Source organism: Nocardia paucivorans NBRC 100373, assembly GCF_000308675.1.
Taxonomy (GTDB): domain Bacteria; phylum Actinomycetota; class Actinomycetes; order Mycobacteriales; family Mycobacteriaceae; genus Nocardia; species Nocardia paucivorans.
In genome coordinates this window covers 1-14646 of record NZ_BAGE01000020.1, presented here as the reverse complement: position 1 = coordinate 14646, position 14646 = coordinate 1, and the positions used below count along the sequence as shown (strand labels likewise).

Annotated in this window: 17 protein-coding genes; all 17 read right to left on the bottom strand. The window is 65.7% G+C overall.

Going from position 1 to position 14646, the window contains the following annotated elements; genetic code table 11:
• Positions 1–309: 309 nt before the first annotated feature.
• Entirely contained in the window at positions 310–1569 is a 1260-nt protein-coding gene (gene murA, locus ON32_RS04785) for a UDP-N-acetylglucosamine 1-carboxyvinyltransferase (RefSeq protein ID WP_040788944.1), read from the bottom strand.
• A 188-nt stretch (positions 1570–1757) separates the two neighbouring features.
• A complete protein-coding gene (locus tag ON32_RS04780; RefSeq protein ID WP_040788943.1) occupies positions 1758–2369 on the bottom strand; it encodes a cob(I)yrinic acid a,c-diamide adenosyltransferase in 612 nt (203 codons plus the stop codon).
• 73 nt (positions 2370–2442) lie between these two features.
• The gene (locus ON32_RS04775) at positions 2443–2883 is read right to left on the bottom strand and encodes a DUF2550 domain-containing protein (RefSeq protein WP_040788953.1); all 441 of its coding nucleotides are present in this window, start codon (positions 2881–2883) and stop codon (positions 2443–2445) included.
• Between the two features lie 281 nt (positions 2884–3164).
• Positions 3165–3542, bottom strand: coding sequence for a F0F1 ATP synthase subunit epsilon (locus ON32_RS04770; protein ID WP_040788942.1), 378 nt, complete (start codon positions 3540–3542; stop codon positions 3165–3167).
• A 6-nt stretch (positions 3543–3548) separates the two neighbouring features.
• Positions 3549–4997 (bottom strand): F0F1 ATP synthase subunit beta, encoded by a 1449-nt coding sequence (atpD, locus tag ON32_RS04765; protein ID WP_040788941.1) that lies wholly within the window; start codon positions 4995–4997, stop codon positions 3549–3551.
• A gap of 24 nt (positions 4998–5021) precedes the next feature.
• On the bottom strand, positions 5022–5993 hold the full coding sequence (locus ON32_RS04760; protein WP_040788951.1) for a F0F1 ATP synthase subunit gamma: 972 nt from the start codon (positions 5991–5993) through the stop codon (positions 5022–5024).
• 137 nt (positions 5994–6130) lie between these two features.
• Positions 6131–7765 carry a F0F1 ATP synthase subunit alpha gene (gene atpA, locus ON32_RS04755; RefSeq protein WP_040788940.1) on the bottom strand — a complete coding sequence of 545 codons (1635 nt, stop codon included), beginning with the start codon at positions 7763–7765 and terminating at the stop codon, positions 6131–6133.
• 64 nt (positions 7766–7829) lie between these two features.
• Positions 7830–8642 (bottom strand): F0F1 ATP synthase subunit delta, encoded by an 813-nt coding sequence (locus ON32_RS04750; protein WP_040788939.1) that lies wholly within the window; start codon positions 8640–8642, stop codon positions 7830–7832.
• Between the two features lie 20 nt (positions 8643–8662).
• On the bottom strand, positions 8663–9223 hold the full coding sequence (locus ON32_RS04745) for a F0F1 ATP synthase subunit B (protein WP_040788938.1): 561 nt from the start codon (positions 9221–9223) through the stop codon (positions 8663–8665).
• A gap of 5 nt (positions 9224–9228) precedes the next feature.
• Positions 9229–9474 (bottom strand): ATP synthase F0 subunit C, encoded by a 246-nt coding sequence (locus ON32_RS04740; RefSeq protein ID WP_040788937.1) that lies wholly within the window; start codon positions 9472–9474, stop codon positions 9229–9231.
• A gap of 80 nt (positions 9475–9554) precedes the next feature.
• Complete coding sequence (atpB, locus tag ON32_RS04735) at positions 9555–10334, bottom strand: F0F1 ATP synthase subunit A (RefSeq protein ID WP_157224074.1); 780 nt, start codon at positions 10332–10334, stop codon at positions 9555–9557.
• 330 nt (positions 10335–10664) lie between these two features.
• Positions 10665–11114 carry a Cg1360 family ATP-synthase-associated protein gene (locus tag ON32_RS04730; RefSeq protein ID WP_085995114.1) on the bottom strand — a complete coding sequence of 150 codons (450 nt, stop codon included), beginning with the start codon at positions 11112–11114 and terminating at the stop codon, positions 10665–10667.
• A gap of 2 nt (positions 11115–11116) precedes the next feature.
• The gene (locus ON32_RS04725) at positions 11117–12283 is read right to left on the bottom strand and encodes an MraY family glycosyltransferase (protein ID WP_051132864.1); all 1167 of its coding nucleotides are present in this window, start codon (positions 12281–12283) and stop codon (positions 11117–11119) included.
• 57 nt (positions 12284–12340) lie between these two features.
• Positions 12341–13006, bottom strand: coding sequence for an L-threonylcarbamoyladenylate synthase (locus ON32_RS04720; protein ID WP_040788946.1), 666 nt, complete (start codon positions 13004–13006; stop codon positions 12341–12343).
• Positions 13007–13191: 185 nt separating this feature from the next.
• Positions 13192–14064, bottom strand: coding sequence for a peptide chain release factor N(5)-glutamine methyltransferase (prmC, locus tag ON32_RS04715; RefSeq protein ID WP_040788935.1), 873 nt, complete (start codon positions 14062–14064; stop codon positions 13192–13194).
• Complete coding sequence (locus tag ON32_RS29525; RefSeq protein ID WP_040788934.1) at positions 14061–14240, bottom strand: hypothetical protein; 180 nt, start codon at positions 14238–14240, stop codon at positions 14061–14063. Before ON32_RS29525 ends, prmC begins: the two co-directional genes overlap by 4 nt.
• A gap of 3 nt (positions 14241–14243) precedes the next feature.
• A partial coding sequence (locus tag ON32_RS04705; RefSeq protein WP_040788932.1) for a peptide chain release factor-like protein occupies positions 14244–14646 on the bottom strand: 403 nt, incomplete at its 5' end.

The following is a 14646-nucleotide window of genomic DNA, read 5'->3' as shown; positions in this document are numbered from 1 at the left end:
ATCTGGCTGATTATCTCAGCTGATCGGTGAAACGACTTTCCTAGCCTAGCTCACTCAGGCGCCCGGTTGCAAACCGGACACTCGATCGAGTCGGCGTGATTGTCAGGCGCTCCTCGTCCTACCTCGTTTTCCCTGGTCCCTCCGGCTCGGCGTTTCCGCCTCGCTCCGGGCCCCTGGTCGGTGTCCGTGTCGCTCTGACGTGGAATAAGTTACGGGTAGTTGTTTGCAATGTCAAATCGCCTGGTCAGGAATGATTTTCAAAGCACCTTTTTCGGTGCCGTTCACACCACCCCGGCGAAACGAATCCGTTCATTCCGCGGCACCCACCCGTTCGATCCGCGCGCCCAGTGCTTGAAGGTTCTCGACGAAGTTCGGATAACCCCGATCGATGTGGAAAACGTCGTGCACTTCGGTGGTCCCCTCGGCGACCAATCCCGCGAGCACGAGACCGGCGCCCGCACGAATATCCGACGACCAGACCGGCGCACTGGACAACCGCGGAATACCCCGCACCACCGCGTGATGGCCATCGGTGCGGGCATCGGCGCCCAACCGGATCATCTCCTCCACGAAGCGGAACCGCGCCTCGAAGATGTTCTCGGTGATCATGGAGGTGCCATCGGCGATGGAGGCCAGGCCTATCGCCATCGGCTGCAGGTCGGTGGGGAAGCCGGGGAACGGCAGGGTGGAGAAGTTCACCGCCCGCGGACGTTCCGGTTGGACCACCCGGAACCCGTCCGGCTCGAAGGAGATCCGCGCCCCCGCGGCGCGCAGCTTGTCCAACACCACCGACAGATGTTTGGGGTTGACCCCGGTGACGCGCACGTCACCCGTGGTCATCGCCGCGGCGATGCCCCAGGTCGCGGCGACGATCCGGTCGCCGATCACACGATGTGTCGTGGGCGAGAGCCGTTTCACGCCCTGGATGGTCAGCACCGAGGTGCCGGCCCCGCTGATCCGGGCGCCCATCTGGGTGAGCATGGTGCACAGATCGACGATCTCGGGTTCCCGGGCGGCATTGTCGATCACCGTCTCGCCCTCGGCGAGTACCGCGGCCATGAGGATGTTCTCCGTGGCGCCCACCGAGGGGAAGTCGAGTCGGATGCGGGCGCCTTGGAGCTCATCGGCCCGGGCGACCACACAACCGTGCTCGATCTCGCTGGTCGCGCCGAGCAGCCGCAGGCCGGCCTGGTGCATGTCCAGGGGGCGAGAGCCGATGGCATCACCGCCGGGCAACGCCACCACGGCGCGTCGACAGCGCGCCATCAACGGACCGAGCACACAGACCGAGGCACGGAACTGGGTGACCGCCGCGAAATCCGCGTGATACTTGGGCTCGGCGGGCGTGTCGATGGTCACCACCGGTCCGTCGATCGTCACATCGCATCCCAACCCGCGCAGCACATCGGCCATCAGCGGCACATCCAGGATGTCGGGACAGTTCGTGATGGTGGTGGTGCCCTCGGCAAGCAGGGCAGCAGCCATCAGTTTGAGGACGCTGTTCTTGGCGCCACCCACCGTGACCTCACCGACCAGCCGGTCGCCGCCCGTTACCAAAAACCGTTCCATGCCGCCTCTCCGCGTTATCGGCACACCAGTGAGTGCCAGGATAGTGCGCTCTCTTCCTGCGACGATGCCCGCCGCGGAGCCACCGCCCACCCCCTTCGCCCCGGGGGCCGGGGCTCGGGTTCGTCTGGCGCAGTATCCATGGTTCCGATGAAATTCGGTCGGATTTCGTCACAGTCGGATGGGCGCGATCAGATCTCGGAATCCGAAGTGGTCCGTGTCTCATCGGTGGCACGACCGCCCCCGGGGCGCCACAGGACATCTCCACCCGGATTCGCGTGGCGAGCGAGGATGAACAACAGGTCCGACAACCGGTTGAGGTATTTGGCGGGCAGGACCGAGGTGGCGTCGGGATAGGCGGCCACGGCCGCCCAGGCCGAACGCTCCGCCCGGCGCACGATGGTGCGCGCGCTGTGCAGTAGGGCCGCCAGAGGAGTGCCGCCGGGCAGGATGAACGAATTCAACGGTGCCAGTTCGGCGTTGAATTCGTCACACCAGGTCTCCAAACGCTCGATATAGGACTCGGTGATCCGCAGCGGTGGATACTTCGGCTCGGCGACAACCGGGGTGGACAGGTCCGCACCCACGTCGAACAGGTCGTTTTGCACCTGGCGCAGCATCGCGAACAGTTCGCCCTCCGGCCGGCCCAGCGCGACGGACACTCCGAGGGCCGCGTTGGCCTCGTCGCAGTCGGCATACGCGACCAGGCGCGGGTCGGTTTTGGCGACCCGGGAGAAATCGCTGAGACCGGTGGTCCCGTCATCTCCGGTGCGGGTGTAGATCCGCGTCAGGTGCACGCTCACACGACAACCATAAACGTGTCCCCGCTCGGGCGTCGGATCGATCGCGGAGAGCCGGCGATGGCGGAGATCTCGATCAGACCGGTCCGGAACCCGGTCGGCCGCGCAATCGACGGGCGCGGTCGGATGGCCGGGACTCCACCCAGGACAGGAAGGCCGCCAGGGAGCCGCGATCCAGCGCCAGCTCGTATCGGCCTTCGTTGTCGGATACCGCGATCACGACGATCTCGTCGGTCATGATGTCGTATTCGTCGCCCTGAGGACCGCGCTTGTCCCCGAGCTCGATGCCCCGGCGGCGGATCACCGAATCCGGTCCGAGTTTCAGGCTGGTCAGTTTGAAGAACACCAGCCGGTCCTCGTCATAGCGGATCAGGCCGTGACGCCAACGCTCACCCGCCCGGGCGGGCAGGACTCGCAAAATCGCGGCGGTACCACCGCGACGCAGCATGACCAGGCGATATGTGGATGCGAAAGCGATTCCGGCCAACAGCAGCACCAGAATGATCAGAAAAACCATCCCGGTCTGCAATGCCGCACATCCCTTCACTCACCCGACCGAATCGGAATCGACCATTCGGTGTACTCGCGGTCATTCAATCATGGACCCGAGTTTACAAACGGTCGGGGCATGTCAACGTCACCGACCGAATGTCGGTTCCGCCCGGCGATCCTTGTCGTCACCGCGGAACGACCGCCCTTCCCCGAAAGACGACTCGACCGGCGGTGGGCGAACCCACCGCCGGTCGAGTACCGGCTTGTCGAATCGGCACCGATACCGGCGGCCGACGAAACGGCGCGCTAGGACGAAGCGCTCTGCTCCACCGCGCGCACCCGGCCCTGCGCCGCCCGCAATTCCTCGGCCGAGGCGGAGGAATCGGCGAGCACGCGACGGGCCTCCTCGATATCGACCTCGGTCGAGAACTCGGCGGACTCGGCCAGCACACGCACCGAGTCGGCGGTGACGGAGAAGAATCCGCCGTGTACCGCCGCGACGATCCGCTGTCCCTCGCCGTCGACGATGGTCACCGTGCCACCCTCGACCAACTGGCCGAGCAGCGGCTCGTGACCCGGCATGATGCCGATCTGTCCCTCGGTGGTCTGGGCGCTGACGAAACTCGCCCGACCGGACCACAGCCGCCGTTCGACGGCGACCAGATCAACTGACATATCCGCCATCGGTGACTACTTTCCGGCGATCTTCTTCGCGGCCTTCTCGACATCGTCGAGACCACCGCAGGAGTTGAACGCCTGCTCCGGGTAGTGGTCGAACTCGCCCTTGCAGACCCGATCGAAGTCGTCGATGGTCTGCTCCAACGGAACCACCGAACCCGGCTGACCGGTGAACTTCTCGGCCACGATGAAGTTCTGACCGAGGAACTTCTCCAGGCGACGGGCGCGGCCGACGAGGACCTTGTCCTCTTCGGAGAGCTCGTCCATACCGAGGATGGCGATGATGTCCTGCAGTTCCTTGTACTTCTGCAGGATTCGCTTGACCTCGTTGGCCACCGCGAAGTGCCGGTCGCCGACGATCGAGGCCTCCAGGATGCGGGAGGTCGAGGTCAGCGGGTCGACGGCGGGGTAGATACCCTTCTGCGAGATCGGGCGGGAGAGCTCGGTGGTCGCGTCCAGGTGGGCGAAGGTGGTCGCCGGGGCGGGGTCGGTGTAGTCGTCCGCGGGCACGTAGATGGCCTGCAGCGAGGTGATCGACTTACCCCGGGTGGAGGTGATGCGCTCCTGCAACTCACCCATCTCGTCGGCCAGGGTCGGCTGGTAACCGACGGCCGAGGGCATACGACCCAGCAGGGTCGACACCTCGGAACCGGCCTGGGTGAACCGGAAGATGTTGTCGATGAACAACAGCACGTCCTGGTGCTGCACATCGCGGAAGTACTCGGCCATGGTCAGGGCCGACAGCGCGACGCGCATACGGGTGCCCGGCGGCTCGTCCATCTGGCCGAAGACGAGGGCGGTGTCCTGGAGGACGCCCATCTCCTCCATCTCCAGCCGCAGGTCGGTGCCCTCACGGGTGCGCTCACCGACGCCGGCGAACACCGAGGTACCGGAGAACTCCCGGGCGATACGGGTGATCATCTCCTGGATGAGCACGGTCTTGCCGACACCGGCACCACCGAACAGGCCGATCTTGCCGCCCTTCACGTACGGGGTCAGCAGGTCGATGACCTTGATGCCCGTCTCCAGGATCTCGGTCTTGCCCTCGAGCTGGTCGAAGCTCGGCGGCTTGCGGTGGATACCCCACTGCTCGCCGTCCCGGCCGGTGCCCGGCGCGTCCAGGCAGTCGCCCAGCGCGTTGAACACGTGGCCCTTCACCACGTCACCGACCGGCACCGAGATCGGCTTGCCGGTATCGGTGACCTCGGCGCCGCGGACCAGACCGTCGGTCGGCTGCATCGAGATGGTGCGCACGATGTTGTCGCCGAGGTGCTGGGCGACCTCGAGGGTCAGGGTCTTGGCCACCGCCGGGAGAGTGATCTCGGCGTGCAGCGCGTTGAACAGTTCCGGTATCGAACCCCGGGGGAACTCGACGTCCACGACGGGGCCGATGACCCGGACCACGCGGCCCGCGGCCGCGCCGGTCCGGCTCGAGTTGTCTTGGGTGACAGCTGCGGTCATTTGGTTGGTTCTCTTCCTGGGGGTCTAGTCGCGATCCGAGCTCGCCGCCAGGGCGTTCACGCCACCGACGATTTCGCTGATTTCCTGCGTGATGTTGGCCTGACGCACCGAGTTCGCCTGCCGAGACAGCGTGTTCGCCAGTTCGGTGGCGTTATCGGTGGCCGCCTTCATTGCGGTGCGCCGAGCCGCGGACTCGGATGCCGCTGCCTCGAGCAACGACGCGTAGATACGCGTGCTGATGTACTTGGGCAGCAGCGCTGCCAACAGCACATCGGCGTCGGGCTCGAATTCGTACTGGGCCCGGGCCACGGCGGTGGGCGAATCGGTCAGCATGTCCTCACCCAGATCGAACGCCTCGTCGACGTAGCTCACCTGGATGGGCGCCATCCGGCGCACCTCCGGGGTCTGGGTCAGCATGCTCACGAACCGGGTGTAGACGATATGCAGTTCGTCGACGCCGGCGATATTTCCCGTGCCGTTCGGAGCCGGCACCTCACCATCGGAACCGGCCATGAAACTGGCCACCAGGTGGTCGCAGGCCCCTCGGGCGTCCGAGTACTTCGGCTGCTGGGAGAAACCGGTCCACGAGGCGGTGGGGGTCCGGTTGCGGAAGGTGTAGTACGTCAGGCCCTTGTTGCCCATGACGTACAGCACCGGCTCCTTACCCTCTTCGCGCAGGGTGGTCATCAGCTCCTCGGCGCGCCTGAGCACGTTCGAGTTGTAACCACCGCACATACCGCTGTCACTGGTGATGACCAGCACGGCCGCTCGCCGCGGGTTCGGACGTTCGGTCAACAGCGGATGCGTCAGATTCTTCGATGCGCTCGCCAACTCGGCGACCACCTTGGTGATCTCCTCCGAGTACGGCTTCGCGGCGGCCACCCGGGCCTGGGCCTTGGTGATACGCGAGGTCGCGATCAGTTCCTGGGCCTTGGTGATCTTCTTGATCGAATTGACACCGCGAATGCGGGAGCGCAGTTCACGCAAGCTTGCCATCAGCGGTTCACACTCCTGGCTCATCCCCGCTTATGCGGGGAGCTGGGGTGAATCGACGGCGAGCGCGCGCCGGCGCACGGTCGTGCGCTCGCCTTTCGCTCTCGCCGAGGATCGTACGACTCATCACGGACCGCCGACTACTTCTCGACGTGCTTGCGGGTGACCGACAGCGACTCGACCTCTTCGTGCTCCAGTTCACCGGCCGGCGCTTCCACCACCCGGCTGCCGTCGGAGGCCAGGAAGCCTTCCTTGAACTTCTGGGTGGCCGCTTTGATCTGCTCGGCCGCCTCACCCTCGAGCACCTTGCCGCCCTCGATGGAGGCGAAGGCCTCGGCCGCGGTGCGGTGCAGATCCTCGATGAGCTCCCGGTTGAAGCGACGGATATCGGCGACCGGCACCGAGTCGTAGAAGCCGTTGTCGACCAGGAAGATGGACACGATCTGGTCCTCGACCGGAATCGGCGAGTACTGCTCCTGCTTGAGCAGCTCGACCCAGCGGGCACCGCGCTCGAGCTGGGCCAGCGAGGCGGCGTCCAGGTCGGAGGCGAAGGCGGAGAACGCCTCCAGCTCACGATACTGCGCCATTTCCAGACGCAGCGAACCGGCGACCTTCTTCATGCCCTTGGTCTGGGCGGCGCCACCGACGCGGGAGACCGAGGTACCGACGTTGATCGCCGGACGGACACCCTTGTTGAACAGGTCGGACTCCAGGAAGACCTGACCGTCGGTGATGGAGATGACGTTGGTCGGGATGAACGCCGAGATGTCGTTGGCCTTGGTCTCGATGATCGGCAGACCGGTCATCGAACCGCCACCCATCTCGTCGGACAGCTTCGCGCAACGCTCCAGCAGCCGCGAGTGCAGGTAGAAGACGTCACCCGGGTAGGCTTCACGGCCCGGCGGGCGGCGCAGCAGCAGCGAGATCGCGCGGTAGGCCTCGGCCTGCTTGGTGAGGTCGTCGAACACGATCAGCACGTGCTTGCCCTGGTACATCCAGTGCTGGCCGATGGCCGAACCGGTGTAGGGGGCCAACCACTTGAAGCCGGCGGAGTCGGAGGCCGGGGCCGCGACGATGGTGGTGTATTCCATCGCGCCGTGCTCCTCCAGCGCGGCCTTCACACCCGCGATGGTGGAACCCTTCTGACCGATGGCGACGTAGATGCAGCGCATCTGCTTCTTGGGGTCGCCGGACTCCCAGTTGGCCTTCTGGTTCAGGATGGCGTCGATGCAGACCGCGGTCTTACCGGTCTTGCGGTCACCGATGATCAGCTGCCGCTGGCCACGGCCGATGGCGGTCAGCGCGTCGATGGCGGTGATACCGGTCGCCATCGGCTCCTCGACCGGCTGACGCTCCAGCACGGTCGCGGCCTGCAGTTCGAGGACGCGCCGCTCTTCGGCCTCGATCTCGCCCAGGCCGTCGATCGGCTGGCCGAGCGGGTTCACCACACGGCCGAGGAATTTGTCGCCGACCGGGACCGAGAGCACATCACCGGTGCGACGGACCTGCTGGCCCTCCTCGATCTCGGCGAATTCGCCGAGGATCACGGCACCGATCTCGCGGTCCTCGAGGTTCAGCGCCACGCCGAGCACACCGCCCGGGAATTCGAGCAGCTCGTTGGCCATGGCCGAAGGCAGGCCGCTGACGTGCGCGATGCCGTCACTGGTATCGGTGACGACACCGACTTCCTCGATGGAGGTTTCCGGGGTGTAGCTCTGGGTGTAGCTTTCGATCGCGCTACGGATCTCGTCGGAGGAGATCGTCAGCTCCGCCATGTTCTTCCTGCTCTCGGTGTCTGGTCTGGAATGTCGGGGGTGGGGTGGGCCGGCCGGCGGCGAATCACTTGCTCAGTTCGCGGCGCAGCCGTTCCAGTCGGCCGGTGGCACTGCCGTCGATCACATCGTCACCGATGCGCACGACGAGCCCGCTCAGCAGAGCGGGGTCTACCTCGACGTGCACCGTGACGCCGCGGCCGTAGATGCGCTGCAGCGAACCGGCGAGCCGTTCCCGCTGCCGGTCGGTCAGAGCGATCGCCGAGCGCACGTGCGCGACGATTTGGTCCCGTCGGGCCGCGGCCAGATCGGACAGTTCGTCGAAGGCCGCGCCGATCCCGGTCCGAGGGCGGCTCACCACCTGTTCGGCCAGGGTCTGGGTGATGTCCTCGGTCTTGCCGGAAAGCAGCCGGGACAGCAGTTCGCGTTTGGCCGCGACGGGTTTACCGCGGTCGGACAGCGCCTGCTCCAGTTCGGGATTGTCGGCGATGATCCGACCGAGTCGGAACAATTCGTCCTCGACCGCGTCCAGGCGGCCCCGTTCGGCGGCCGACTCCAACAGGGCCTGCTGTCCCAGCAGGACCAGGGTGTCGACCAGATCGGAGGGACGCGACCAGTCCTGGGCGACCGCGGTGGTCAGCACCGCCAGGGTGGCGGCGCTGACCTTGCCGCCGAAGACTCGTTCGCTCAGCTCGGCGCGGACCGAGCCGGGCACCGACACGTCCGCGAGCGCCACACGCAGCGAACGCTGGTCGTCGAGCACGGAGACAACGGCGAACAGTTCGGACCCCGTCGCGGCCGCGACACCGTTGCTCCCGGTCAGCGCGGATGTCAACGCCTCCCGGGACCGGGAACTGGCCTCGCGGCTCGCTGCGTACATGGTTCTCACGCCTTTCGTCGTTACCTTCCGACCCCGATGCCGGCATTCGACTTATCGATCTCGTCGAGGAATCGCTCGATCGTCGCCGCCTGCTTGGCCTCGTCCGACACCGACTGACCGATGATCTTCTCGGCCAGATCCACGGCGGTGCGGCCCACATCGGCCCGCAGCTCGGTGAGGATCTGCTGGCGCTGGGCCTCCAGCTGGGCGTGTCCGGCCGTGATGATGCGCTCGCTCTCGGCCTGGGCTTCGGCACGCATCTGCGCGAGAATCTGCTGCCCCTGGGCACGAGCGTCCTCGCGGATCTTCGCCGCTTCGAGCCGTGCTTCGGCCAGCTGCTGCTGGTACTGCTGCAGAGTCTGCTGGGCTTCCTCCTGCGCGGCCTCGGCCCGTCGGATTCCTCCCTCGATCTTGTCCGAACGCTCGTCCAACACCTTGGACAGACGTGGAATCACGTACTTGTAGAAGATGACGGCGATAACCGCCACACACACCGCCGACCAGACGATGTCGTACGTCGCGGGCAGAAGAGGATTCACATCCTCTCCTTCTTCGGCTGCGAGCAGAGTGAACTCGATCATCGGAATCAGAAGATGAAGCCGGCGACAAGGCCGATCAGGGCGAGCGCCTCGGTGAACGCGATGCCGAGGAACATGTTGGTACGGATCTGACCGGAGAGCTCGGGCTGCCGGGCAATACCCTCGATCGCCTTACCGACGACGATACCGACGCCGATGCCCGGACCGATGGCCGCCAGACCATAGCCGACGGCGCCGAGGCCCTTCAGCGTCGACTCGTTGGCAGCTTCCTGGGCCAAGTACGAGAGGCTCATGAGTCTTCCATTCCCTTTCTTTTGCTCACCCGCCGGTCGGCGCGGTGCAGCAGGTCTTCTGTGCGGTTGTTGCGGTCAGGTCAGTGTGAGTCCGCGTGTTCGGCGAGGCTGATGTAAACGGCGGTCAGCAGGGCGAACACATACGCCTGCAGGAAGATCACCAGCAGCTCGAACAGCGTGAAGGCGAAACCACCCAACAGCGAGAACGGCGAGAATCCCTTCATCCACGCGGCGTCGGCGTCGAAGAGGAAGAACTGCGTCGCGCTGAAGAACAGCACCAGCATGATGTGACCGGCCAGCATGTTGGCCATGAGTCGGACGGTCAGCGTGAACGGGCGCAGCAGGAAGGTCGAGATGAACTCGATCGGAATCAGGAGCACGTGCATGGCGGCCGGAACATTCGGAACCACGATGCTGCTGCGCATGTACTTGACGAAGCCGTACTTCTTGATGCCCACATAGTTGAACGCGATATAGGCCACCACGGCCAACACCAGCGGCATGCCGATACGGGCGTTCGACGAGATATTCAGCAGCGGGATCACGCCGGTGAAATTCAGGAAGAGAACGGTGAAGAAGATCGTCGCGATGAGCGGGAGGAACTTGCGCCCCGTCTCCTTACCGAGAACCTCTTCGCAGATCTGTTCCTTGACGAAGATGAGCCCCATCTCGGCCGCATTCTGCAAACCGCGCGGCACAATGCGCGGGCTGCGGAATGCCAGCAACATGACACCGGCCAATACCGCCGTCATGAGGATGCGAATCAACATCAGACGATCGAGTTCGAACGGTGTCCCCTCGAACAGCACCGCTGGGGGGAAGAAGTCGGTTAGCGATGGCGCGTGGAATTCCGCGGCCAAGGTGGTGACGCTCAGCGTTCTCTCCCGTGTTCGGGCCGCAGGACCTGCACGCTCCCGCGGTTCGATCGGACATTGACGATCAGTGTGGGTCGACTCAGGTCGGCTCGAAGTTCGTCAGCAGCTGCGCGGCGTTCCCGCTCGGGCGTCTGTACGTGTCGGCGACGTCGTCGACATGCAGAACCAGACCTTTACAGGCCCGGAACGGCAATTAGCATAACGGCAGCCGGCAGGACCAGTTCATCCTCCCGGACGGTCGCTTTGCTTACCAGTACTTTACCAAGTTATCTACGACAGCGTGTAGGTGGGGGCAGGCGATGTGCGTCAACCCCCTCACCTGCTCTTATCGTCGGATTCGGGCACCGTCACATACGGAACCTTCTGCCGTAATACACCGTAAGTCTCCGCGCCGAGAACGATCACCAGGGCACCGACCACGGTCAGGAACAGCGCGACCCGGTCGTAGAAATCGAACCGATTCAGCACGGCGATGACGATCAACGCCACCAGTAATTTCCCCACCCAGCTGACCAGCATAACCAATCCGGCGGTGGTGGGCGGTAGCTTCGCGCCGAACAACACCACCGCGGCGGTGGTGAGAATGAATCCCCCACCGATCGCCGCGCCCAGCAGCGCACCCCACACGCCCGCCGAACCGCCGATCACACCCCCCAGCACGACCGCGAGCACGGTCAGCACGACCAGCCCCACCAGCCCATAGCGCAACGCGGCGCGCAGCGGAGCGTCGGCGGATGAGGTCGATGGTGTACGCACGGCCTGCAACTCTACCCGTTCTCCTCGTCGGCGCCGGCGGACTCCCGCAGCGCCTGTCGACGCCACAGCCCCGGCAAGGCGGTGGCGACCAGCGCGAACAACAGTCCACCGGCCATCAGCAGCACCACCACGCGCCGGTCCATCAACGAAGTACCCACCGCGCCGAAGGCCAGCACACAAACCCACAGGTAGATCAGCAGCACCACCCGTCGATGCGAATGGCCGATCTGTAGCAGCCGGTGGTGCAGATGCATCTTGTCCGGCGTGGAGAAACTCACCCCCGCCCGCACCCGGCGCACCACCGCCAGGACGAGGTCCAGCACCGGGATGAACATCACGGCGCCCACCAGCAGCACCGGCGAGAGCAGACCGACGATGTCGCGCGGGCCGTACCCCTGCAACGGGATACGACCCGAAGCGCTGGTGGACACCGCCGCCAGAACCAGGCCGATCAGCATGGACCCCGAATCCCCCATGAAGATCCGCGCCGGCGAGAAATTGTGCGGGAGGAAACCCAGACAGGCACCGGCCATGGCAGCCGCCAACAGCGCCGGCGGATAGGTGTCCACCGAACCGCCCTGTTCGGTGAGCAGCCCCACGGCGAATGCGAAAACCGCGGCGGACGCGATCAGTCCGAGTCCGGCGGCCAAACCGTCCAGACCGTCGACGAAATTCATGGCGTTGATCAGTGTGACCGCGACCGCCACGGTCACCAGACCACCCTGGAGGGCGTCCAGCACCACCGTGCTGTTGTTGAACGGGTTGTAGATGACGTACCAGCTCAGACCCATCACCGCCATGACCCCGGCGGCGGTGACCTGGCCGGCGAATTTCGTCAGCGCGTCCAGGCCCCATCGATCGTCCACTATGCCGACCACCACGATGATCGATGCGGCCACCAGCACCGCGGAGATATCGGGCAGATAATCGAACCCCCGCCGCAGCGCGGGAAGTTGATGGGCGAACAACACGGCCGCGACCACCCCGATGTACATGCCGACCCCGCCCATCCGGGGAATCGGCTTGACGTGCACATCCCGGTCACGCGGCACCGCCACCGCGCCGAACCCGATGGCCAAGACCCTGATACCGCCCGTGGCCAGGAAGGTGACCACGGTGGAAACCAGTAGGACCAGCAGGAGTTCCCGCAGCGGTACGACCGCACCGGAACCGCTCATAGCACCAACCACCCCATCACCGGGGGTACCGCCTGTTCATCAGTAGATTGCGTTCCGTCACCGGGCAAGAGGGCCGGACAGGGCTTCGGGCTCCATACCGAGTACCGCGGCGATCTCGTCCACCGGCACCGCACCCGCACGCAGGATACGCGGCTGGTCGGCGGTGAGATCGACAATGGTGGAGGCCACCGAATGTCGCGCCGGGCCCCCGTCGAGATATACACCCACGTGGTCGCCGAACTGTTCCCGGGCCTCGGCCACGGTCGTGGCCGCCGGATGCCCCGACACATTCGCGCTGGACACCGCCAACGGGCCGACCTCGCGCAACAACTCCAAGGCGATCGGATGCAACGGCATCCGCAACATCACCGTGCCCCGCGCGTCACCGAGATCCCAGGTCAACGACGGCGCCTGCTGCACCACAATGCTCAGACCACCCGGCCAGAACGCCCGGATCAACTCCCGCGCCTGCGGACGCACCGAGAACACCAGCCCGTCGATGGTGTTCCACGACCCGACCAATACCGGTACCGGCATATCGCGCCCACGTCTCTTGGTGGCCAGCAGCGCGGACACGGCCGCGCTGTCGAACGCGTCGGCACCGATTCCGTAGACGGTGTCGGTGGGCAGCACCACCAACCGCCCGGACTTCAGGGCGCTGGTGGCGGCGGACAGTCCGGCGGCGCGCGAATCGGAGTCGGCGCAGTCGTAGACGGTACTCACGGCGTCCATCCTGTCATGGCGTGGTTTCGGCGCTGCCTTCGGCGGCGCGGGGTCGAAGACTCTCACGGGGCCACTCCTGCTCATCCTGCACCATCCCACCCCCGAACGCGGATCGGGCCCGAGTACCGCGGGAAGAGCTCGGAATCGGTTGCAGCGGAGTACCTTCCGGGGAACAGGTGGGAAATTCAGTTACGAGCGGCGGCGACGAAACGGGGTTTTCCCGCCAGATCGGGGTGTTCGACGATTTCCACGAAGTGGCCGTCATCGGCCAGCAACCCGGCCAGCAGGGCGCCGTTGGTGTCATCGTGTTCGATGGCGACACCGCCACCCGAGCGCAGCAGCCGCGCGATGGTAGGGATCGCGGGACGGATGACGTCCAGGCCGTCGGGGCCGCCGAACAGAGCGCGATGCGGGTCGTGGTCGAGGACTTCCGGGTCCAGATCGGCGCCCTCCGGGATATAGGGCGGGTTGGCGACCACGATGTCCACTCGACCGTCGAGTTCGCTCAGCAGCTCCGGATCGGTGACATCGGCGTCGTGCAGGGTGATCGGGGTATCCCCGGCGGCGATACGGATATCGGCATTACGACGAGCCCACCGCAATGCGGCCGGATCGATGTCCACGGCGTGCACCACCGCGTCCGGGCGGGCATGGGCCAACGCCAGCGCCAGGGCGCCCGATCCGGTGCACAGATCCACCACGACGGGTGGGTGATCGTGTCGCACGGCCTCCAGACGCGCCAGGGTCCAGGCGAACAACAACTCCGTCTCCGGGCGCGGGATGAAAACCCCCGGCCCCACCACGAGCTCGATACTCCCCATGACGGCCTGACCGGTCAGATGTTGCAGCGGAATTCGAGCGGCCCGCCGGGCGACCAGCTTCCGGAACTCGTCGAGTTGCTCGACTCCGATCATCGGGTGCAGCAGCAGTCGGGACCGATCCACCGACAGCACATGCGCCGCGAGCTGCTCGGCGTCCGCGCGCGGACTCGGCACACCCGCCGCCCGCAGCATTTCGGTCGCCTCGACGAGCACCGGCCGCAGCTGCACGCGACTCACGCGTCCCGGTCCTTCATGCCCCGGTCCTTCATGTCGCGGTCCTTCATGTCGCGGTCCTTCATGTCGCGGTCGTTCATGTCGCGATCGTTCATGTCGCGATCGTTCATGTCGCGATCGTTCATGTCGCGGCCTCTCACTCCGCGATGCGCACCGCGACCGGCTCGCAGCACGGCCACCGCTTATTCGGCCGCCATCCGGGCAGCCCGGTCCGCATTCGCCAGCGCGTCCAACAGCGCATCCATATCCCCATCCAATACCGCGTCCAGATTGTGCGCCTTGAACCCGATCCGATGATCGGCGATCCGGTTCTCCGGGAAGTTGTAGGTGCGGATCCGCTCCGACCGGTCCACGGTGCGGATCTGGTCGGCCCGGCCGGCCGCGGCCTCCCGTTCGGCCTCCTCCTCGGCGAGGGCCTGTAGCCGGGCGGCCAGCACCTGCATGGCACGGGTCTTGTTCTGCAGCTGGGAGCGCTCGTTCTGGCAGGTGACCACGATTCCCGTGGGCAGGTGGGTGATCCGAACTGCGGAGTCGGTGGTGTTCACTCCCTGGCCGCCCTTGCCCGAGGATCGGTAGACATCGATA